The 20,176-nt window shown below is 73.7% G+C and carries 20 protein-coding genes; 9 read left to right on the plus strand and 11 right to left on the minus strand.

The features are described 5' to 3' along the window. Positions 1-2: 2 nt before the first annotated feature. Positions 3-1,331, minus strand: coding sequence for an ABC transporter substrate-binding protein (locus tag EV376_RS13910; RefSeq protein ID WP_130323375.1), 1,329 nt, complete (start codon positions 1,329-1,331; stop codon positions 3-5). A gap of 275 nt (positions 1,332-1,606) precedes the next feature. Between EV376_RS13910 and EV376_RS13915 the strand changes: the two genes are divergently transcribed. The 4 genes from EV376_RS13915 to EV376_RS13930 all read left to right on the plus strand — a co-directional run bounded on the left by EV376_RS13915 (position 1,607) and on the right by EV376_RS13930 (position 6,339). Further along, a complete protein-coding gene (locus tag EV376_RS13915; RefSeq protein WP_130323377.1) occupies positions 1,607-3,646 on the plus strand; it encodes a beta-galactosidase in 2,040 nt (679 codons plus the stop codon). Between the two features lie 36 nt (positions 3,647-3,682). Then, the gene (locus tag EV376_RS13920; RefSeq protein ID WP_130323379.1) at positions 3,683-4,465 is read left to right on the plus strand and encodes a DeoR/GlpR family DNA-binding transcription regulator; all 783 of its coding nucleotides are present in this window, start codon (positions 3,683-3,685) and stop codon (positions 4,463-4,465) included. Positions 4,466-4,536: 71 nt separating this feature from the next. Then, positions 4,537-5,190, plus strand: coding sequence for a DUF1707 and DUF2154 domain-containing protein (locus EV376_RS13925; protein ID WP_486482898.1), 654 nt, complete (start codon positions 4,537-4,539; stop codon positions 5,188-5,190). 177 nt (positions 5,191-5,367) lie between these two features. Then, on the plus strand, positions 5,368-6,339 hold the full coding sequence (locus EV376_RS13930) for a sporulation protein (protein WP_130323383.1): 972 nt from the start codon (positions 5,368-5,370) through the stop codon (positions 6,337-6,339). A 58-nt stretch (positions 6,340-6,397) separates the two neighbouring features. On the opposite strand, the gene EV376_RS13935 is transcribed toward EV376_RS13930, so the two are convergent. Continuing rightward, entirely contained in the window at positions 6,398-6,775 is a 378-nt protein-coding gene (locus EV376_RS13935; RefSeq protein ID WP_130323385.1) for a hypothetical protein, read from the minus strand. 425 nt (positions 6,776-7,200) lie between these two features. Between EV376_RS13935 and EV376_RS13945 the strand changes: the two genes are divergently transcribed. After that, positions 7,201-7,608 (plus strand): hypothetical protein, encoded by a 408-nt coding sequence (locus EV376_RS13945; protein WP_130323387.1) that lies wholly within the window; start codon positions 7,201-7,203, stop codon positions 7,606-7,608. Between the two features lie 93 nt (positions 7,609-7,701). On the opposite strand, the gene EV376_RS13950 is transcribed toward EV376_RS13945, so the two are convergent. Both EV376_RS13950 and EV376_RS13955 read right to left on the minus strand, forming a co-directional pair. Then, positions 7,702-9,981, minus strand: a complete 2,280-nt coding sequence (locus EV376_RS13950) for an ATP-binding domain-containing protein (RefSeq protein WP_130323389.1) — start codon at positions 9,979-9,981, stop codon at positions 7,702-7,704. A gap of 214 nt (positions 9,982-10,195) precedes the next feature. Then, the gene (locus EV376_RS13955) at positions 10,196-11,275 is read right to left on the minus strand and encodes a sigma-E factor regulatory protein RseB domain-containing protein (protein WP_130323391.1); all 1,080 of its coding nucleotides are present in this window, start codon (positions 11,273-11,275) and stop codon (positions 10,196-10,198) included. A 97-nt stretch (positions 11,276-11,372) separates the two neighbouring features. Here EV376_RS13955 and EV376_RS13960 point away from each other — a divergent pair, with 97 nt between their 5' ends. Both EV376_RS13960 and EV376_RS13965 read left to right on the plus strand, forming a co-directional pair. Next, entirely contained in the window at positions 11,373-12,029 is a 657-nt protein-coding gene (locus EV376_RS13960; RefSeq protein WP_130323393.1) for a response regulator transcription factor, read from the plus strand. A 71-nt stretch (positions 12,030-12,100) separates the two neighbouring features. Continuing rightward, entirely contained in the window at positions 12,101-13,441 is a 1,341-nt protein-coding gene (locus tag EV376_RS13965; RefSeq protein WP_130328648.1) for a sensor histidine kinase, read from the plus strand. Here EV376_RS13965 and EV376_RS13970 read toward each other — a convergent pair. Together EV376_RS13970 and EV376_RS13975 are read right to left on the minus strand one after the other, a co-directional pair. Beyond that, positions 13,438-15,297: a tetratricopeptide repeat protein gene (locus EV376_RS13970; RefSeq protein WP_130323395.1), complete on the minus strand. Its 1,860-nt coding sequence runs from the start codon at positions 15,295-15,297 to the stop codon at positions 13,438-13,440. The two genes, EV376_RS13965 and EV376_RS13970, sit on opposite strands and share 4 nt — an antisense overlap. Before the next feature lie 47 nt (positions 15,298-15,344). Beyond that, positions 15,345-15,806: a MarR family transcriptional regulator gene (locus EV376_RS13975; RefSeq protein ID WP_130328649.1), complete on the minus strand. Its 462-nt coding sequence runs from the start codon at positions 15,804-15,806 to the stop codon at positions 15,345-15,347. A 49-nt stretch (positions 15,807-15,855) separates the two neighbouring features. On the opposite strand from EV376_RS13975, the gene EV376_RS13980 reads away from it, so the two are divergent. Then, the gene (locus tag EV376_RS13980; protein WP_130323397.1) at positions 15,856-16,380 is read left to right on the plus strand and encodes a VOC family protein; all 525 of its coding nucleotides are present in this window, start codon (positions 15,856-15,858) and stop codon (positions 16,378-16,380) included. A gap of 116 nt (positions 16,381-16,496) precedes the next feature. Further along, the gene (locus EV376_RS13985; RefSeq protein ID WP_130323399.1) at positions 16,497-17,423 is read left to right on the plus strand and encodes a hypothetical protein; all 927 of its coding nucleotides are present in this window, start codon (positions 16,497-16,499) and stop codon (positions 17,421-17,423) included. On the opposite strand, the gene EV376_RS30185 is transcribed toward EV376_RS13985, so the two are convergent. From EV376_RS30185 to EV376_RS14005, 5 genes are all read right to left on the minus strand, one after another. Continuing rightward, positions 17,401-17,562: a hypothetical protein gene (locus tag EV376_RS30185; RefSeq protein WP_165438001.1), complete on the minus strand. Its 162-nt coding sequence runs from the start codon at positions 17,560-17,562 to the stop codon at positions 17,401-17,403. The two genes, EV376_RS13985 and EV376_RS30185, sit on opposite strands and share 23 nt — an antisense overlap. Positions 17,563-17,677: 115 nt before the next feature. Continuing rightward, positions 17,678-17,857, minus strand: a complete 180-nt coding sequence (locus EV376_RS13990) for a DUF4236 domain-containing protein (protein ID WP_130323401.1) — start codon at positions 17,855-17,857, stop codon at positions 17,678-17,680. Between the two features lie 155 nt (positions 17,858-18,012). After that, positions 18,013-18,555 carry a GNAT family N-acetyltransferase gene (locus EV376_RS13995; protein WP_130323403.1) on the minus strand — a complete coding sequence of 181 codons (543 nt, stop codon included), beginning with the start codon at positions 18,553-18,555 and terminating at the stop codon, positions 18,013-18,015. Next, positions 18,555-19,010: an Rrf2 family transcriptional regulator gene (locus tag EV376_RS14000; RefSeq protein WP_130323406.1), complete on the minus strand. Its 456-nt coding sequence runs from the start codon at positions 19,008-19,010 to the stop codon at positions 18,555-18,557. The genes EV376_RS13995 and EV376_RS14000 overlap by 1 nt, the downstream gene beginning before the upstream one ends. Positions 19,011-19,017: 7 nt before the next feature. Then, positions 19,018-19,965: a helix-turn-helix domain-containing protein gene (locus tag EV376_RS14005; RefSeq protein WP_130323408.1), complete on the minus strand. Its 948-nt coding sequence runs from the start codon at positions 19,963-19,965 to the stop codon at positions 19,018-19,020. Positions 19,966-20,176: the final 211 nt, after the last annotated feature.

Raw genomic sequence — 20,176 nt, forward strand, 5'->3', positions numbered from 1 at the left:
CGTCAGTCGGTGAAGATCGACTTTTTCTGGTTCTCGATGCTGTTGGTGAGCCCGTCGATGTCGGCCGGGTCCTTGATGAACTGCTGGAGCGCCGGGATGATCACCGTCGAGGCGAAGTCCGGGCGGGTGTCCCGGTCGAGGAACTGGGCGATCTCGGTGGCCGAGCCGACCAGCTCGGCGGCCTTGCGCTGCAGCGCGGTGTAGCCGCCGGTGTCGGCGTCGCCGTTGGCGACCAGGGTGGCCGGGTCGTTCTTCACGGTGATGTCCGCGGCCGCCTTCGAACCGAGGTACTCCAGCAGCTGCTTGGCGTTGGCCTCCTCCTTCGGGCGGCGGGCCATCATGTAGCCGTCGATCGGCGCGTCCAGGGCCTTCGCTCCGATCGCTGGGTCGATCTCGGGGAACGTGAAGAAGTCCAGGTCGTCCTGCTCGTCGTTGTTGAACTGCTGGCCGACGAAGAGGCCGAGCAGGTACATGCCGCTCTTCTTCTGCTGCAGCGACTGGGCCGCCTCCTGCCAGGTGCGCCCGAGGCTGTCCGGCTGGTGCAGCGGCAGCAGCCCGCGCCAGGTGTCGAAGACCTTCTTCACCTTGTCCGAGGTCCACGACTCCTTGCCGGCCATCAGGTCGATGTGGAACTGGTAGCCGTTGATCCGCAGGTTGAGGATGTCGAAGGTGCCCATCGCCGGCCAGCCGTCCTTGTCGGCGAAGGCGATCGGGACGAGGCCGTCCTTCTTCATCTCGGTGGCCAGGTTGGTCAGGTCGTCCAGGGTCTTCGGCACCTGGTAGCCGTTCTGCTGCCACACCGACTTGCGGTAGAACACCGCCCACGGGTAGTACGACGCGGGCACGAAGTACTGCTTGCCGTCGTCCCCGGTCGACGCCGCCTTGAACGCGTCGGAGAAGCCGGAGAGCTTGCCCCACACGTCGCTGAGGTCACCGGCGAGGCCGCGGGCGGCGAAGAACCGCATCCGGTAGCCGGCGAACCACGTGAAGACGTCGTCCGGCTTGCCCTGCAGGTAGTTGTTGATGTTCTCCTGGAACGTGTTGTGGTCGACGGTGTTGATCGCCACCTCGAGGCCGGACGAGGTCTGGAACCCGTCCACGACCTTCGCGACGACATCCTTGGGCTTGGGGTCGGACTGGTTCGAACCGAGCGACACCGTCTTGGAGCCCGAGCCGCCCGAGTCGTCGCCACCGCAGCCGGCGAGCAGGCCGGTGCCGAGCAGCGCGCCGGTCGCGGCGGCACCGGTGAGCAGCGAGCGGCGGCGGAGGCCGGCGACGGACGGAGGTACGAGCCGGGCGAGGTACTCGGCTTGGGATCGGGGACGGGACATGGTGCCTCCTGCGGATGAGAAGGTGCGCTGCGCCCGAGGGCCGTCGGCTGGCAGTCACCCGTCGTGATCCCACATGTCGATCCACCGAGAATCCACATTGGCGAACACGAACTGCCAGTGGCCGCTCAAGCTACTCGCCTCCGGAGTCCTGTCAAGAGGGTTGTGTAGTGCCGATAACCCAGTCGTGACAAGCCTGTTACGAGGTAAACGTTGGAAAGGAGGTCGATGTTGGAAACTGTTGACTTGACCTTCCCAGCGGGGCACCCTCTGCTGTCATGCGGCGGTGGCAGGGTGAGCGGATCTTCTACGGCGGCGACTACAACCCGGAGCAGTGGCCGGCGGAGACCTGGGTCGAGGACGTCGAGCTCATGCGCCGCGCCGGGGTCAACCTGGTCTCGGTCGGGATCTTCTCCTGGGCACTGCTCGAACCGGAGCCCGGCCGGTTCGAGTTCGACTGGCTCGACCGCGTCCTGGACCTGCTGCACGACGGGGGCATCGCGGTCGACCTGGCCACCGCCACCGCGAGCCCGCCGCCGTGGCTGGCCCACCGGCACCCGGAGACGCTGCCCCGGCGGGCGGACGGCGCGGTCCTCTGGCCCGGCGGCCGACAGGCGTACTGCCCCAGCTCCCCGGTGTTCCGGGAGCGTTCGCTGGCGCTCGTCGAGGCGGTCGCCACCCGGTACGCCGACCATCCGGCCGTGGTCATGTGGCACGTCTCCAACGAGCTGGGCTGCCACAACGTGCACTGCTACTGCGACGTCAGCGCCGAGGCGTTCCGCGGCTGGCTGCGGGACCGCTACGGCACCCTGGACGCGCTCAACGACGCCTGGGGCACCTCCTTCTGGAGCCAGCGCTACGGCGACTGGGCGCACGTCAACCCGCCCCGGCTCGCCCCCACCTTCGCCAACCCCACCCAGCAGCTGGACTTCCTGCGCTTCTCCTCCGACGAGCAGCGCGCCCAGCTGCGGGCCGAACGGGCGCTGCTGGCCCGGCTCGTCCGCCAGCCGGTCACCACGAACTTCATGGTCGGCACCGGCATCAAGTACCTGGACTACCACTCGTGGGCGTCCGACGTGGACCTGGTCGCCAACGACCACTACCTGACCGCCGCCGACCCCGCGGCACACGTCGGGCTGGCGCTCGCCGCGGACCAGACGCGCGGCGTCGCCGGCGGCGAGCCGTGGCTGCTGATGGAGCACTCCACCAGCGCGGTCAACTGGCAGCCCCGCAACGTCGCCAAGACGCCGGGGCAGCTGCGCCGCAACAGCCTCTCGCACGTGGCGCGCGGCGCCGACGGCGTGCTCTTCTTCCAGTGGCGGGCCTCCCGTGCCGGAGCGGAGAAGTTCCACTCGGCGCTGCTGCCGCACGCCGGACCGGACTCCAAGGTATTCCGGGAGGTGTGCCGCCTCGGCACCGACCTGGCGGCGCTGGCCGAGGTCGTCGGCAGCCGGGTGGACGCCCAGGTGGCGATCCTGTTCGACTACGAGGCCTGGTGGGGCGTCGAACTCGACTCGCATCCGAGCGTCGACGTGACGTACGCCGACCGGCTGCGGGCGCTGTACGAGGCGCTGTGGCGGGCCGGGGTCACCACCGACGTGGTGCACCCGGCGGCCGACCTGACCCGCTACCGCCTGGTGCTCGTACCCACCCTGTACCTGGTCCGGGACGCGCACGCCGCCGCGCTGCGCACCTTCGTCGAGGCCGGCGGAACGGCCCTCGTCACGTACTTCAGCGGGATCGTCGACGAGAACGACCACATCCGGCTCGGCGGGTACCCGGGTGCGTTCCGCGACCTGCTCGGCGTCCGGGTGGAGGAGTTCTTCCCGCTGCGGGCGGGGGAGCGGGTCACGTTGGACGACGGATCGGGAGCGGACGTGTGGACCGAGTGGCTGCACGTCGACGGCGCCGAGGTGTTCGCCTCGTACGCCGACGGGCCGCTGCCGGGCGTACCGGCGGTGACCCGGAACCGGGCCGGCGCCGGCGCCGCCTGGTACGTCGGCACCCGGCTGGACGCCGCGGCCACCGCGCGGCTGGTGGCCCGGCTGGTCACCGAGGCCGGGGTACGCCCGGCCGCCGACGTGCCGCCCGGCGTCGAGGTCGTCCGCCGCCGTGCCGAGGAGCGCAGCTGGCTGTTCGTCCTCAACCACACCGACGGCGAGGTCCGGGTCGCCGCCACCGGCACCGAACTGCTCGGCGGTGCACCCTGCACGGGCGAGCTGACCGTCCCGCCCGGCGAGGTGGCGGTGGTCCGGGAGGAGGCGGCCGCCGAGGCGGCCTTCCGGGAGCCGGTCGAGCAGACCGCGGACGCGGCCTGACCGGTTGTCTTGACCTCGACCTGGCAAGGAGGTTCGATGCTCGCCCAGCAGCGGCAGACCGCCATCCTCGAGCTGATCCGGCAGCGGGGCGGCGTGCGCGTCAGCCACCTGGTGAGCCGGTTCGGGGTCTCCGACATGACCATCCGCCGGGACCTGGAGGTGCTCGCCGAGCGCGGGCTGATCGACAAGGTGCACGGCGGGGCGACGCTGGCCGGCCCGGGCTCCGCCGAGGAACCCGGGTTCGCCGCCAAGTCGGTGCGCCAGCAGGCCGAGAAGCGGGCGATCGCGGAGCGGGCCGCCGCGCTCGTCGAGCCCGGAATGGCCATCGCGCTCTCGGCCGGCACCACCACCGCCGCGCTGGCCGGGCTGCTCGCCGACGTCCGGGGGCTGACCGTGGTGACCAATTCGATCCCGGTGGCCGATGCTCTCTACCAGAACCCGCGCGCCGACCAGACGGTCGTGCTGACCGGCGGCATCCGTACGCCGTCGGACGCGTTGACCGGCCCGGTGGCCGAGGCGGCGATCGGGTCGCTCAACGTGGACCTGCTCTTCCTCGGCGTGCACGGGATGAGCCCGCGTACCGGCTTCACCACGCCGAACCTGCTGGAGGCGGGCGTGAACCGGGCGCTGATCGCCGCGTCCCGCCGGCTGGTGGTGCTGGCCGACCACACCAAGTGGGAGACGATCGGCATCGCCACCATCGCCCCGCTGGAGGACGCCGACGTCCTGGTCACCGACTCGGGGCTGCCGCACGAGGCACGCGGCCAGATCGGCGACCAGGTCGGCGAGCTGGTGGTGGTCGACGCGGTCCCGGCCTGACGTCACCCGCGCACAGATCGGCCTAATGATCAACGAGCTGTCGGGGGCCGGGTAGGCTCGACGGGGTGGAGATGGAGCCTCGACGTGATCAGCCCGTACGGAGACCGAGCGAGGCGGAGCAGGAGGCGGCCGCCGCAGCGCTGCGCGAGGCCGTCGGCGACGGCCGCCTGACCCTCGAGGAGTTCAGCGACCGGGTCGGGGCGGTCTGGGCCGCCGAACGCACCGACGAACTGGCGCGAGCGACCGCCGGGGTGGTGGGTCCGCCGCCGGTCGGCGGCACGCACACCGTGTCGACTGTGGTCGCCTTCCTCGGTGACCAGCGTCGCGTGGGCCGGTGGCGGCTACCCGCCCGGCTGCGTACGTTCAGCGTGCTGGGCGACGTGCACCTCGATCTGCGTACGGCGGTCTGCGCCGAGGACGTGGTGGAGATCAACGCCTGGAACCTGATGGGCGACATCGACATCGTGGTGCCGGACGGGGTGGACGTCGAACTCGCCGGGTTCGACCTGCTCGGCGACCGGGAACTCCGGCTCGCGCCGGTGCCCCCGGTGCCGGGAACGCCGCTGATCCGCGTCCGGGTGTACGCCCTGATGGGCGACGTGCACGTCCGATCGACGAGCGCGGGCAAGGGGGTACCGGGCTGGCGCCGCTGGTTGCTCGGCCAGCAGTCGCCACCGGTCTCCAGCGATTCCCCACCGCCGCCACCCCGGATCGAGGGGCCCTAGCGGCGCTGCCGGCGTGATCGGGTCGACCGTGCCGCTCGACCGGGGCGCGGCGGCTGGTGGCCGGGTGGCGTCGGTGTGACACTTTTCAGCGACCTCACAGCGGCAGCCGATAGCGTGCCCTCCGTCAGTCGTCCCGCTCCGCCGAGCGTGGGCAACAGTCCCAGCGGGAGAGTTCCGATGGTCTTCAAGAAGATGTTGAGCGCGTTCGGCGTGGGTGGCCCCAGTGTGGACACCGTCCTCACCAACCCGAACACCCGACCCGGCCTGACCCTCGACGGCCAGGTCAACCTGCTCGGCGGGGATGCTCCGGCGGCCATCGAGCAGATCGTCGTCGGCCTGGTCACCCGGGTCGAGATCGAGGGCCACGACACCGAGTACGCGGGCGTCATGGAGTTCCACCGGATGCCGGTCTCCGGTCCGCTCCAGCTCGCCCCCAAGCAGCAGCTGTCAATCCCGTTCCAGCTGCCGGTGCCGTGGGAGACCCCGATCACCGACGTGTACGGCCAGCGCCTGCACGGCATGACGATGGGCCTGCGCACCGAGCTGGCGATCGCCCGCGCCGTCGACAAGAGCGACCTGGACCAGGTCAACGTGCACCCGTTGCCGGTGCACGAGCGGATCCTGGAGGCGTTCCAGCGGCTCGGCTTCCGGTTCAAGGTGGCCGACCTGGAGCGGGGCCACATCCGGGGCACGCAGCAGACGCTGCCGTTCTACCAGGAGATCGAGTTCTTCGCCGCGCCGCAGTACGCGCAGACGATCAGCGAGGTCGAGCTGACCTTCGTCACCAGCCCGCACGGGGTCGACGTGATCCTGGAGTGCGACAAGCGTGGCGGCTTCTTCACCTCGGGGCACGACGTGTTCGGCCGCTACCAGGTCTCGCACCAGGACGCCGACCGGCTGGACTGGACGCAGGTGGTCGACGGCTGGCTGCGCGAGACGACCTCCCGCTACGGCAGCCTGCGGGCGCAGGGCCTCGGCATGCCGCACCAGCACGGCCACGGCCGGCGGGGGATGGGCGTCGGCGGGGTGGTCGCCGGTGCCGCACTCGGCATGGCCGGCGGCATGATCGCCGGCGAGATGATCGGGGACGCCATGGAGGGCGACTTCGGCGGGGACTTCGGCGGCGACTTCGGCGGCTTCGAGGAGTAGGCCGGACAGCCGACGGTGCCCTCCGGGATGTCCTCCCGGAGGGCACCGTTTCGCCGGGTCACCGGCGCTTGGACCGTTCCTCACCGGAGCGGTGACTACTACCGGCCTTGGCCAGGCCCCGGCTACCCAGGTAACCGAGGGTCAGCAGCGTGATGAAGAACCACGCCTGGCCCGGGTTGTTCAGGTTCAGACCGTTGGCGGTCGTACCCCGCCAGAAGGCGGCGATCACGACGGCTGCGACACCCGCGGCGTAGATCCAGAACTCGGTCGTCTGGAGCGAGCCCTTGGTCTCGGTGCCGGGCGACGGTGCCGGCTGCCGATGTCCGTCACCCGTCATCGGCATCGGCCTGGTGGGTGTCTCCTGCATGGCCGCGCGGTTCTGCACGTCCGTGTCCGGACGGTTCATCGGCCTGGTGGATGCAGCCTGCGTGCTCATCTGGTCCTCCTCAGGATTTGATGAGTACCTGCGATCCCTCGCCCCGCTACCGCGTATCGGCCACGGCACGGTTCGCGTACTTGGCGGGGGCACCCTGCGTCTACCCGACCGGCCCGAGGCAGTAACACCACCGCGGCCGGAAAAAGTCGGGACCGCGCCCGGCCCCGGGCCCTTGCCGGGCAGGCGCGCTGACCAGCAGGTCTCAGGTCGACGTCGATGATCCGTTCCAGCACCGTCGCGTCGTCGCCGGGTCCGGCTCACGCGTGGCCCGTACCGCGCCGAAGGGGGCGCACGTCCGGTCCGTAGGCGGATGCCGGGTTCGCGAGCAGCGGGCGAGGCCCGGGGCGAACCCGCCGTACGGGTTTGGCCGGGCCGGCGTCGGGCACGCAACGGGACTACCGACGATGTCTGCGAGGTGATGCAGCGTGCGTACCGACGACGCGCGGAACGAGGCGGCCCGCCGGGCCGAGGAACGGATCGCCGGTGGGGTGTACGGCGAGGGAGTCCTGGACGAGGTGACCGTGCCGCAGACCGATGTGCAACGGGTCATCCAGGAAGAGGACCCGGGTGATCCGGCGCACGTCCGGGTCGATCCCCAGGTCCTGCGGGACGGTGGCCCGACCGGGGGTCAGGGCGCGATCACGACGACCGGCGGCACGGCCGGCCCGGCCAGCGCGCGCCGGGTGGCCCGCCAGCCGGAGCGGCACCCCGGCAAGGTCGCCCCGACCACCACCGGCGACGCCACGACCGGTGGCCTGAGCACCCCGACGTCGGGCTCCACGAGCGACGCGTCCGGCCCCGGCGTCCACGTAGCCGGCCTCTCCGACGACTGACCGTCCCTGAACGCGGTCCCCGGCCCAATCCGGACCGGGGACCGCACCTCGTCGATCAAGAGGTTTTCGGGTGAGTTGATCTCGGAGCCACCCCTAAACCTCTTGATCGACCTCGCTCGGGCGGAGGATGTGTAGGCGTTGGGTGGCGCGGGTGAGGGCTACGTAGAGGTCGTTGCGGCCTCTCCGGGACTCGGTTCGGATGGTGTCGGGGTCGACCAGGAGGACCGTGTCGAACTCCAGGCCCTTGGCCTGGGCGACGGTGAGGACGACGGTGCGACTCTCCAGGTCCGGGTCGGCGCCGACGGCCGCCTCCGGGAGAGCCTGCGTCAGGGCGGCGCCCAGCTCGTCGATGCGGGACGCCGGCACGATCACCCCGACCCGGCCCTCGGCCAGGTCGGCCACCTCGCGCGTGGCCGCGTCGACCAGCTCCGCCACGAGCCGCTCCGGGAGCACCGACCGGTCGACGGGCGGCACACCGGTCGACCGGACCGAGCGCGGCGGGCGCAGCGCCGGGTCGATCTCCGTGAGCACGTCCGCCGCCACCGCCATGATCTCGGCTGGGGTGCGGTAGCTGACCGTCAGCTCCTCCAGCCGCCAGCGCTGGGCGACGTACGGCTCGAGCACGTCGGCCCAGGAGCCGGTGCCGGCCAGCGCGCCGGTCTGGGCCACGTCCCCGACGATCGTCATGGACCGGCTGGGGCAGCGGCGCATCAGCAGCCGCCACGCCATCGGCGAGAGCTCCTGCGCCTCGTCCACGATGACGTGCCCGAACGCCCAGCTCCGGTCCGCGGCGGCCCGCTGCGCCGTGGTCAGCCGGTCGGCCTCCGCCTGCCGCTCCACCAGGCGGTCGGCGTCGAGCAGGTCGGTGACGCCGAGGATCTCGCCGCCGTCCGCCTCGTCCTCGACGTCGATCGACCGGGAGCCCCGGGCGATCTCCAGCACACCTTCCGCGTACTCCAACTGGAGGGCGCGCAGGCGTTCCCGGCGGGCCTCGGCGGCGCGGTCGTCCTCGCCGAGCAACTCGGCCGCCTCGTCCAGCAGCGGCACGTCGGCCGGCGTCCAGCCGCTTGGCTCGCGGTGCAGCAGGGCCTGCTCGGCGTCGGTCAGCATGGGCGCGGCGGCGGCGATCCGGGCCGGGTCGGCGTACAGGTCGGCGAGCAGGCGCTGCGGGGTGAGCACCGGCCACAGCTCGTCCAGCGTCGCCCGTACCTCCGGGTCCTCCCGCAGCTCACGGCGGATCTCGGCGACGTCGGCCTCCTCCAGCAGGTTCTCCCCGCCCAGCGGGTCGGCGCCGATGCGCTCGGCCACCTGCGCGGCGAGCGCGTGCACGATCTCGATGTCGAACAGCGGCCGGGCCAGGTTGTGCGGCCGGCCGGACCGGCGGGCGCGCTCCCGGGCCGCGCGGACCGTCTCCGGGTCGAGCACCAGGACCTCCCGCTGGGGCTGCTCGATCTCGACCGGTTCGTCGGGCACCCGCTGGCGGTCGCGGACCGCGCCGGCGAGCACGTCGACCATCACCTCGCGGCCCTTGAGCGCGGCCGTCCCGGCCGGCTCGGTGTGCCGGGCGGTGACGCCCGGGAACAGGTCGGCCTGGGTGCGCAGCAGCACGCCGGTCTCGGCGAGCGCGGGCAGCACCTGGGAGATGTAGCGCAGGAAGGTGGCGTTCGGCCCGACCAGCAGCACGCCGCGGGTGGAGAGTTCCCGCCGGTGGGTGTAGAGCAGGTACGCCGCCCGGTGCAGCGCCACCGCCGTCTTGCCGGTGCCCGGCCCGCCCTGCACCACCAGTACGCCCGGCAGGTCGGCCCGGATGATCCGGTCCTGCTCGGCCTGGATGGTCTCGACGATGTCCCGCATCCGGCCGGTCCGGCCGGCGCTGAGGGCGGCGAGCAGGGCCGCCTCGCCGGTCAGCTCCTCGTGGGCGGTGGGGGAGGCGGCGGCCAGGTCGAGCACCTCGTCGGTGAGCCCGACCACCTTGCGCTGCCGGGTCCGCAGGTGCCGCCGCCGGCGGACGCCCTGCGGGTTGGCGGCGGTGGCCAGGTAGAAGGCGCGGGCGGCCGGGGCCCGCCAGTCGATCAGCAGCGGGTCGTAGTCGCCGCTGGTGTCGAAGATGCCGATCCGGCCGATGTAGTGGCGGGCGCCGTCCTCGGTGTCGAGCCGGCCGAAGCACAGGCCGTTCTCCACCGCGGAGAACTGCTCCACCTGCTCGGCGTACATCCGCACCGCGCTGTCCCGCTGGGAGCGGGCCTGGAAGGTGCCGCCGGTGATCCGCAGCTCCTCGGCCAGCCTCCGGGCGGCCTGCTCGCGCAGCCCGTCCAGCCGGCCGTAGAGCATCGAGACGTACTCCTGCTCCTGACCGATCTCGTCGTCGTCCACGGGCAGAACATCGGATCCGCCGGAGTGCCTTGACAAGCCGTCTCCCAATTGGTTAGTATCTTTCTCGGAACGGCCATTGAGCCGTTCTTTTTTGTTTCCCCGAACTGAGAAAGATACCGCCCGGCGGCCCGCCGCCCCAACCGTTCCCGGCATGTGCCGAGTGCCGACCCGGCCGGGGCCCGCGGTGGGCGCGACCCCGGCCGGGCGGGCGACGTCAGCCCCGGGCCACCTCGTAGAGCCGCTCCGGGGTCACCGCGCCGGCGATCAGCCGGCCGTCGTCGGTGAGCAGCGCCGTCACCAGGTCGCTGCGGAACAGCCGGCCGCTGCCCCAGTCACCGCGCACCGCCGGCAACTGCTTGGCGAGCAGGTCCAGGTCCGGCGCGTCCGCCGCGGCGGGCCGGACCGGGCCGTCGATCTTCGCGACCACCACCGTGGTCCAGCCCGCGCCGACGGTATGCACGTCCGGCCGCTCGCTCCCGGCCGGCCGGCGCGGCATGTCCGGCCGGTCCCGGTGGATTCCCTCCTCGGTCACCCGCACGCCGGGCGGCGGGTTGAACGTGAACTGGTCGGCGTCCGGCCGGGCGTAGTCGATCTGGGTGAAGGCCAGCTCGAACGCCGGGCGGTCGCCACCGTCGGCGAAGACCTCGAACCGCAGCGGCAGGTGCTCGGTCGCGTCGATGGCGATCCGGACCTGGTGCACCAGGGAGGCGTCGTCGCGCGGCGTGAGGACCAACTCGTACGCGGGCCGCCCGGCCACCGTGGCCGCCCGCCCGACGCTCACCTCGGTGGTCGGGTCGATCGCGGCGAGGGCCGCCGTCGCGGCGTCCTGCGGTGTGGCCGGCACCTCGGGCGTGGGCTCGGCGTCCTTCTCCGCGGGCAGGGTGAAATGGGTCGCCGTGTTGCTCCGGCTGTTCCACGTCCACACGTCGCGCCCGTTGCGGACGATGTCCCGCTCGCCGAGCGTGTCGACGAGCGCGATCCGCTGTTTGTCCGGGCCGGAGTGCCAGACCCGCACCGTGTGGGTGCCGGTCAGCAGTCCGGCCGGACTGTCGCCGGCGACCAGCCCGGCGATGGGCGGCAGGCCGAGGTCGGCGCGCTGCACGACGGTGCCGGAGAGGCCGTCGAGGCGGGCGGTCTGCAGGTCCACCAGGAGCTGGGCGGCGGACCGGGGCGGCAGGCTCGGCTCGGCGTTGGCGGCGAACCGGCCGAGCGCGGCGCCGCCACCGACGACGGTCACGACGGCGGCGGCCGGCACCAGCCAGCGCAGGGCGGGACGGCTTGTCAGGACGGACATGGGTACACCTCCTGCCGACCATCCTGACTGACGCACCCTGTGAAGGGGCTGAGGACGGCGTTCCCGGCCCGGGCGCGGGGGTGGCACCCTTGACTCCGTGCGGCTGCTGGTGGTGGAGGACGAGGCGCGGCTGGCGTCCGCCCTGCAGCGCGGGTTGCAGGCCGAGGGGTTCGCGGTCGACGTGGCGCCCACCGGTCCGGCCGGCCTGGACGCGGCCCGCCACGGCGGGTACGACGCGATGATCCTGGACGTGATGCTGCCCGGCCTCTCCGGCTACGAGGTGGTCCGCCGGTTGCGGGCCGAGCGGCGCTGGCTGCCGGTGCTCATGCTGTCGGCCAAGGACGGCGAGTACGACCAGGCCGACGGACTGGACTGCGGCGCCGACGACTACCTCACCAAACCCTTCTCGTACGTGGTGCTGCTGGCCCGGCTGCGCGCGCTGCTGCGCCGCGGCGCGCCCGAGCGGCCCGCCGTGCTCACCGTGGGCGACCTGCGGCTGGACCCGGCGCGGCGGCGGGTGACCCGGGGCGATGTCGAGGTCGCCCTGACCACCCGGGAGTTCGCGCTGCTGAACTACCTGATACGTCGTCCCGGCGAGGTGGTCTCCAAGACCGAGCTGCTCGACCACGTGTGGGACGGGGGCGTGGAGACCGCCCCGAACGCGGTGGAGGTGTACGTGGGCTACCTGCGCCGCAAGATCGGCCGGGAGCGGCTGGAGACCGTCCGCGGTGCCGGCTACCGGCTCACGACGTGAGCGAGGGAAGCGGCCCTTCTCACCGGAAGGGCCCCCTCTTGACGCGGGCGTTCGGCCTGCGCGGCCGACTCATGCTGCTCGGCGTCTCCGGGATGTCGGTGGGCCTGGCCGTCGGCGGCCTGGTGCTGGTCGCCGTGCTCGCCTGGTCCCTGCACCGCACCGTCGACACCGAGGCGTTCCGCACCGCCGACGCGGTCGCGCTGCTGGCCGCCGAGGACGCGCTGCCCGACCCGCTGCCCGTGGCGGGCGGGCAGACCCGCGTCCAGGTGGTCGACGCGCAGGGGCGGGTGCGGGCCGCGTCGATCGACGCCGACCGGCTCGTGCCGATGGTCCGGCCCGAACGTCTCGACCCCGGCGCCCGGCAACAGCTCACCGTGCCGGGGGAGCGGGTGGGGCTGGCCGGGCCGGTCCGGGTCGTGGCCGTGCCCGCCGGCACCGGCGCCGAACCGCTCACCGTGCTGGTCGCCCGGTCGCTGGCCGACGTGCGGCACAGCACGTACGTCGTCCGCAACATCCTGCTGGTCAGCTTCCCGCTGCTGGTGGCCGTGCTCGCCGCGGTCGCCTGGCGGGTGGTCGGCGCGACGCTGCGTCCGGTGGAGGCGCTGCGCCGGGGCGCGGAGGAGATCACCGGCCGGGACGGCGGTGGGCGGCTGCCGGTCCCGGAGTCGCGGGACGAGATCCACCGGCTGGCGGTCACCCTCAACGGGATGCTGGACCGGCTGCGGGCCAGCCGGGACCGGGAACGCGCCTTCGTCGCCGACGCCGCCCACGAGCTGCGCAGCCCGCTGGCGAACATGCGTACCGAGTTGGAGGTCGCGCAGCGGCTGGCGGGGGGCACCGACTGGTCGGCCGTGTCGGCGAACCTCCTCGCCGACACCGAGCGGCTCGGCCGGCTCGTGGACGACCTGCTGCTGCTCGCCCGCCTCGACGAGGCCCCGCCCGCGCGGGCCACCGGGCCGGTCGAGCTGGGCTCGCTGATCGCCGAGGTGGCCACCCGGCACCCGGCCCGGGCCGTCGAGGTGGTGCCGCCCGCGGTGCCGCTGTGGACCGTCGGGGAGGCGGACGAGCTGCGCCGGGTGCTCACCAACCTGGTCGACAACGCGGTCCGGCACGCGCGTGGGCGGGTGGTGGTCGCCGCCGAGCCGGACGGGTCCGCGTACCACCGGGTGACCGTGACCGACGACGGGCCCGGCATCCCGGCCGCGGACCGGGAGCGGGTGTTCGGCCGGTTCACCCGGCTCGACCCGGCGCGCGACCGGGACGCCGGCGGGGCCGGCCTGGGCCTGGCCATCGTGCGCGAGCTGGTCCGGCGCGCCGGCGGCCGGGTCGACCTCGACGACGCGGATCCGCCGCCGGGGCTGCGGGTACGGGTGCTGCTGCCGGCGCTGGCCGAGGACGCCGAGTCGGCCTAGCCCCGGTCGGTGCAGACCTCCGTCGACCGAGCGATCAGCTCGGTCGACCAGACCACCGCCACGGTGAAGCAGTAGTCGGTGCTGCGGTTGAGGCCGTACACGACGAAGTCGGTGGTGCCGGCGGGCAGGTTCGCGAAGGCCGTCTGCGGCTGGCCGGCCCGGCCGCCGGAGACCACCACCGGGCCCTCGCTGCCCGACGGGTACGTCCAGCGCAGCGTGACGCTGTCCCGGTTGTCCTGCAGGGCCAGGTCACCGGGTGGGGTGCCGGGGGCGGCGGACGTCCCGGCCGGCGGGGCGGCGGACGTGCCGCCCGACGCCGCCGGGGTGCCCGTCGCCGGCCCGGTCGTGCCGGTCGCCGCCGGCGGCGCACCGTCGAACCGGGACACACCGGCGACCACCGCCACCGTGCCGAGCAGCACCACCGCCACGCCGCCTACCACGAGCGGCAGCAACCGGTTGGGTGGCGGCGCGGGGGCGCGGTGCACCGGCACGGGCAGCAGCCGCGACGGCTGGTACCCCGGCTCCCCGGGCGCGGCGGGATCGCGGACCCGGTGGACCCCGTCGGCCTCCTCGGCGCCGGCCAGCGGCACCACCGGCGGGGGTACGGCGGAGCCCGGCGGGTCGGGCCGCCAGGCGTCGTGCTCCGGCGGCCACTCGCCGGCTGGCCCGGGCGGCCACCGGTCGGCCGGCTCTCCACCGCCTTCCGACGCCCAGCGGTCGGCCGGCTCTCCGCCGCCTGCCGACGCCCAGCGGTCGGCTGGCGGGGCGCTGTTTTCCGACGCCCAGCGGTCGGCCGGCGGGGCGCCGTTGTCCGGTGCCCAGCGGTCGGCCGGCTCCCCGCCGCGTTCCGGTGCCCACGGGTCGTCCGTCGGCGGGTGCGGCGGCCACCGCCCGGCCTCCGCGGTCGACCGCCCGGTGTCGTCCTCGGCCGGCGTCGCGCCGTCCACCGGCTGGCGGGGTGTCGGGACGGAGGGCGGCGGCGCGTACCCGGCCGCGGGGTGCTCCTCGACCTCCGGCCCGTCGAGGTCCGGGTCGGCGTACGGCCCGGCCGGGCGGTAGCCGGGCTGCGACGGGTGGTGCGGCTGGGTCCCCGGCGCGTCCCCGGGCGGGGGTGTGCGGGCGGTCGGCACGATCGGCGTCTCCCGCCCGACCGGTGCGGTGTCGGCGCAGGTGTGGCCGGGGTCGGCCGCCGCCCGGGCGAGCGCCGCCACCTGCCCGGTGAGCGGGTCGTCCGGGCTCAGGTGCCGGCGGCACAGCTCCTCGGCCAGCCCGAGGTTCTCGTGCGCCTCGCCGAACAGGCCGCAGTCGCGCTGCATCGCGCCGAGCCGGGCGAGCATCTTGATGCCGCTGGGGTGCCCGTCGCCGTACACCTCGCGGTGCAGCTCCCACGCGTCGGCGAGCCGGTCGCGGGCCACCCGGCACTGGCCGCGCGCGTACTCCACGGTGGCCAGATCGGCGTGCGCGGCGAGGACGCGTAACGACTCCGGGCCGTCCAGGGCGGTCAGCTCGATGATGACCTCCTGGTAGAGCCGTGCCGCGCGGGACCAGCTGCCGACCCGGTGCAGCACCGCCGCCAGGGTGGCGGCCGCCGCGATGGTGCGCTCGTCGGAGCGGCCGTGCAGGTGGGTGGTGGCCGCGTACGCGTAGGCGGCCCAGCCCCGGGCGGCCTGCGGGTCGCCGAGCGCCACCAGCACCCGGGCCTGCAGGCTCGCCGCCTCGGCCAGCTCGGGGGTGGCGTTGGCGGGGCGCGGATCGGCATCGGTCAGCGCGTCGGCGAGGAGCCGCTGGGCGCCGGCGAGGTCGCCGGTGGACACCAGGTGGTGCGCGTGGTCAGTAAGGTCACCGAAGCCGGGCACGCCCCATCGTGCTCATCCGGCGACGGTAAGTACAAGTCCCGCGCCGGTCAGGTTTCGCGGAGATGGTCGGCCAGGGTCTCGCTGATCCGGCGGAGCTGGTCGACCTGCGCCGGGCTGAGCGCGTCGAACAGGTGCCGGCGTACCCCCTCGACGTGGCCGGGTGCGGCGGCCGCGAGGGTCGCGAAGCCGTCGTCGGTGAGGGACGCGAGCTGCCCGCGCCGGTCCGTCGGGCACTCCTCGCGGCGGACCCAGCCGGCCGCCTCCAGCCGGGCGACGGCGTGCGAGAGCCGGCTCCGGGACGAGCCGGTGGCCTCGGCCAGCTCGCTCATCCGCAGCCGCCGCTCCGGCGCCTCGGAGAGCCGGACCAGGATCTCGTAGTACGCGTGCGGCATCCCGGCGTCGCGTTGCAGCTCGCGGTCGAGCGTGTCCATCAACGCCCGGGTGGCGGTGAGGAACGCCCGCCAGGTGCGCTGCTCGTCCTGGTCCAGCCAGCGGGTCATGACGCCCATCATAGCGCCAATAGTTGAAGGCTCAACTAAACCGAGCTACGGTCGGGACATGGGAATCCATCGCCTCAACCACGCCGTCCTGTACGTCTCCGACCTCGAGCGCAGCGTCGCCTTCTACCGCGACGTGCTCGGCTTCCGCCGGGTGCCGATGACCCCGGACGGATTCCGGGGCGCCGCCTTCCTCCAGGCGCCCGACTCCACCAACGACCACGACCTCGGCCTGTTCGAGATCGGCGCCGGGGCCGGCCGCTCCACCGCCGGGCGGGGCACGGTGGGTCTCTACCACCTGGCCTGGGAGGTCGACACCCTCGACGAGCTGGCCGCCACGGCCGAGCGGCTCGCCGCCGCCGGGGCGCTGGTCGGCAGCTCCGACCACGGCACCACCAAGAGCCTCTACGGGAAGGACCCGGACGGGCTGGAGTTCGAGATCGTCTGGCTGGTCCCCGCCGACCGCCTCGACGACGCCGCCCTCGCCGCCCGCAAGCGCATCGGCCGCCTCGACCTGGACGCCGAGCGCAGCCGGTACGGCGGCCAGACCCGCGGCGGCCTGGGCGTGAGCGTCCCCGTCGCGTAACGCCCCGCCCCAACCCGTCGATCATGGACTTGTGATGCCCGGCCAGCCCCGCTCGGTCCACATTTGTCCACCACCACGACTCCATGATCGCCAAGTTGCGGTAGAACCGTGGCGTGATGGACGGTGTGGTTCGTGAGGTTCTCGTCCGGCACCTGGAGGTCTGGGTGCCCCGGGCGGTCGGGCGGGGGCGGCGCAGTGTCGTCGCGGTCGCGTACGGGGACGGGGCCGTCGCGGCGGCCACCGACTCCGCCGAGGCGGTGCTCGGCGTGGTCGCCGAGTACGCCGACCGGCTGCGCGGCCGGCAGCTCACCGTGCTGGTGCTCGCCGGTGGCACCGAGGAGCTGCCCGCCCGGCTCGGTGCCGTCGAGGCGACGCTGCCACCCGAGGTCGCCGTCCATCTGGTGCCCGGTGGGCCGGCCCGACTGCCCGTCGCGTTGAAGGCGGCCGGAGCCACCGGGGCGCCGCTGCTGTCGTACCTGGACGGTGTCGGCGCAGCCGACCCCGCCGTGCTGGCCGCCACCGCGTCCGGCCGCCCCGCCGAGGTCCTCCTCGTCACCGACGTCGTCGCCGCGACCGCCGGCCCCGGCCCGTCCGCCACCGCGCCCCGGGAGGCGCTGGCCGGCGCGGGGTTCCCGCTGGCGGCCGAGGTCGACCTGGTCCCGGTCGACGGGTCGCCGGGCCGGCGGCTCGCGTTCGGCACCGGCCACGACCGCAGCCTGGAGGCGTTCAAGGACGTGCTGTGGGCGGTCGACGAGTACGCCGGCGTTCGTTACCGCGACCCCGCCGACCCGGCCGGCCGGCTGCTCGACATCGCGCTGGCCCCCGAGGCGGGGCCGCTGCGCCGCGAGCTCCTCGCCGAACTGGCCCGCTCCGGCCCCCGTACGGTGACCGAGCTGCGCCGGCACGCGCTGACCGCGACCGTGTACCGGGCGACGGACGTGCAACGGGCGCTCGCCGGGCTGTTGCACTCCGGCGCGGCCACCCGCGACCCGGAACACGGCCGGCTCGGCGGCGACGTCGTCATCGCAGCGGCGGACCGGTAGGCCCCGGCGGCGTCATCGGCGCTGTGTCCGGGTCGGAGCTCACCGGGATGACGAAGTACGCCACCAGCAGGAGCAGGCAGGCCAGCAACGCCTGTCGGATCTCGCGTCGCCAGCGCCGGGCCATGTCGAGATTGTTCACCGCGACGCCCGCTCCCCACCGCGGTTCACGGAACCGGGTGCGGGGCGGGCGGGACGGGCGCGCTGTTAAGAAGGGACCCTTCCGCTACCCAGGCGTCCAGGAAGGGCCCTTCCTTTCAGCTGCGCGACTTGTCCTGCTTCCAGGACAGCGGGCCGGGCAGGTCGACGCGGTGGGCCTTCGCCCGGGAGTTCCACGACCAGCGGCCGATCCTGATGCTCCAGGAGGAGAAGCCGTTCTCGGTGAAGTTCAGGATGATCGGGCCGATCTTCTTGCGCTTGCGGAACATGAGACCCATCGCCGGGCTCCCTTCGGTATCCCTTCCCTGCCGTGTCGAACCCGAACATGCCCGAAACGTCTTTTCGGGAAACCCGGTGTCCATCCAGGGTGGACCGGGCGGCAAGTCCGATCCGGCAAGTAGGAACCAGGCAGTTGTGAACGGGCGGCGCCCGGTCAGGACAAGGCCGGGTCAACGCCGGCGGAGCGGACGCCGGTGGGCGTCACGGCGAGGACGCGGGTGGTCGTGCCGTCCTCCTCGGCGATGTCACGCTCGTGGACGAAGCCGAGCTTGGCGAGCAGCGCGAGGCTCGCGTGGTTGGCGTCGGCGACGGTCGCGTACACCACCGGCAGGCCGAGGTGGTCGAAGCCGTACCGGACCACCGCCCGGGCCAGCTCGCTGCCGAGGCCGCCGCCCCAGGCCGGCTTCGCCAGCGCGTACACGATCTCGTGGCCGTCGACCTGGTCGGTGTTCTTGATCTCGGCGTGCCCGACGTACCGGCCGTCGTGCCGCACCGCCCACACGTCGAACAGGTCGTCGGCGTAGACCTTCGTGAACACCCGGCCGAACAGGCCGCCCGCCTCCTCGGCGGACAGCGGGCCGTCGCCCATGAACCGGCCCACCTCCGGGTCGGTGAACAGGGCGACGAAGTCCTCGGCGTCGTCCGGCCGGTACGGCTCCAGCAGCAACCGGTCGGTGTGCAGCACGGGGGTGGGCATCAGCGTGGCTCCCAGGCGTCGGGCAGGGCGGTCAGTTTCCGCACGTGCGCGGGGAGCCGGCCGCTGACTATCTCGGCCAGGCTGACCTCGTCGACCACCCGCCGCACGGCCGCCCGTACCGCCACCCACAGCCCGGGCAGGTTCTCCGCCGCGCCGTCGTACCGGGTCTCCTCCGGCCGCACGCCGCGCACCCCGGCGAGCGGACCCTCCGCCGCCCGCAGCACCGCGCCGACCGTCACCTCGCGCGGCGGCCGCGCGAGGGTGTAGCCGCCCTCCGCGCCGCGCTGCGCCCGCACGACGCCGGCCCGGCGCAGGTCGGCCAGGACCGCCTCGAGGAACTTGCGGGGCATCTCCTGCTCCGCGGCGATGGCCTGGGTGGAGAGCAACCGGGGGTACGCCGCGGCGAGGCTCAACGCCGCCCGCACCGCGTAGTCACCGCGCGCCGAGATCTGCACCAGCCCATCATGCCCGTCGGCGGTCACCGGCCGCGTCGGCAGGTGGGCGGGGGCGCACCATCCGGGGCAGCACACCGAGGGCCGGGCTGCCCGGCGCCTCCGCCGGCCCGTCGGCCTCGTCGGTGTCGGCGGTGCGGTCCCGGGCGGCCCGGAAGGCGCCGGGGCTGACCCCGACCTCCCGGGTGAAGAAACGCCCGAAGTTGGTCGGCTCGGAGAAACCCAGGTGCTGGCCGATCCGGGCGACCGGCTCGTCCGTCGCCGCCAGCAGGCGGCGGGCCTGCAACGTGACCCGGTCGTCCACCACCTGCTTGGCGCTGCGCCCGGTGACCGCCAGGCAGGCGCGGGTCAGGGTACGCACCGAGCAGCCGAGCTGCGCCGCGTAGTCCTCCACCCGACGGGTGTGCTGGTAGCCGCGCTCCACCTCGCGGCAGAGCCGCTGGAAGGTGATCGTCTCGGCGCGCGGCGCCGGTGGCACCGCGTCCGGCAGCAGGGCCAGGCGCAGCAGCAGCACGGCCAACTGGTGCCGGAGCAGGCCGGCAGCGGCGGACACGCCGTGGTGCCGTTCGCAGTCGACCGCGAGCTGGCTCACCTCGGTGATGATCGCGTCCTCGTCCTCGCCGGCCAGCTGGAGCCAGGGCGGTACGGCGTCCGGATCGACGTCGAACCCGCGCAGCGCCCCCGGGGCCCAGCGCACCACGGTCGCGTCCAGGTCCGCCAGGGCGCACCGGAGCACCTGGCCGGCGCGGACCCGCAGGAGCGTGCCAGGCCGGCAGGGCAGCACGCGGAAGTCCAGCTCAGCGCCGCCGTGACCGCTGGTGACCAGGACGAGCAGGTCCCGGTCGAGCAGGACGGGACGCCGCCACACCGGATCCGCCGCGAGGTCACCGAGGCTGAGCGTCTCGATCTCGGCAGGGGCGAGGAACGTGCCGGGGGAGGGCTGAGCAGGAGAAACCATCACCTGCGACGGTAGCCCGGGGCGACGATCATCGCATCTCGCCGCGCTTCGTGTCCGTACCGCGAACTCCGGCAGTTTCCGGGAAAGAGCGCCCGCCAGCGTCCGGAAGGGGACAACGTCCCGGAAAGGGTGCGCTGCCGGAAGGGTGGGGGCGGGGTTGTGGGGGGCGGTGGGGGCGGATACGTTACCGGGCGGTAGGGGCGAATTGGGC

This window comes from Micromonospora sp. CNZ295, from assembly GCF_004217535.1.

Excerpts from the sequence above, each read along its gene's own strand:
- EV376_RS13910 (WP_130323375.1), bottom strand. The coding sequence starts at position 1,331 with ATGTCCCGTCCCCGATCCCAAGCCGAGTACCTCGCCCGGCTCGTACCT.
- EV376_RS13915 (WP_130323377.1), top strand. The coding sequence starts at position 1,607 with ATGCGGCGGTGGCAGGGTGAGCGGATCTTCTACGGCGGCGACTACAAC.
- EV376_RS13920 (WP_130323379.1), top strand. The coding sequence starts at position 3,683 with ATGCTCGCCCAGCAGCGGCAGACCGCCATCCTCGAGCTGATCCGGCAG.
- EV376_RS13925 (WP_486482898.1), top strand. The coding sequence starts at position 4,537 with ATGGAGCCTCGACGTGATCAGCCCGTACGGAGACCGAGCGAGGCGGAG.
- EV376_RS13930 (WP_130323383.1), top strand. The coding sequence starts at position 5,368 with ATGGTCTTCAAGAAGATGTTGAGCGCGTTCGGCGTGGGTGGCCCCAGT.
- EV376_RS13935 (WP_130323385.1), bottom strand. The coding sequence starts at position 6,775 with ATGAGCACGCAGGCTGCATCCACCAGGCCGATGAACCGTCCGGACACG.
- EV376_RS13955 (WP_130323391.1), bottom strand. The coding sequence starts at position 11,275 with ATGTCCGTCCTGACAAGCCGTCCCGCCCTGCGCTGGCTGGTGCCGGCC.
- EV376_RS13965 (WP_130328648.1), top strand. The coding sequence starts at position 12,101 with ATGCTGCTCGGCGTCTCCGGGATGTCGGTGGGCCTGGCCGTCGGCGGC.
- EV376_RS13975 (WP_130328649.1), bottom strand. The coding sequence starts at position 15,806 with ATGGGCGTCATGACCCGCTGGCTGGACCAGGACGAGCAGCGCACCTGG.
- EV376_RS13980 (WP_130323397.1), top strand. The coding sequence starts at position 15,856 with ATGGGAATCCATCGCCTCAACCACGCCGTCCTGTACGTCTCCGACCTC.
- EV376_RS13985 (WP_130323399.1), top strand. The coding sequence starts at position 16,497 with ATGGACGGTGTGGTTCGTGAGGTTCTCGTCCGGCACCTGGAGGTCTGG.
- EV376_RS13990 (WP_130323401.1), bottom strand. The coding sequence starts at position 17,857 with ATGGGTCTCATGTTCCGCAAGCGCAAGAAGATCGGCCCGATCATCCTG.
- EV376_RS13995 (WP_130323403.1), bottom strand. The coding sequence starts at position 18,555 with ATGCCCACCCCCGTGCTGCACACCGACCGGTTGCTGCTGGAGCCGTAC.
- EV376_RS14005 (WP_130323408.1), bottom strand. The coding sequence starts at position 19,965 with ATGGTTTCTCCTGCTCAGCCCTCCCCCGGCACGTTCCTCGCCCCTGCC.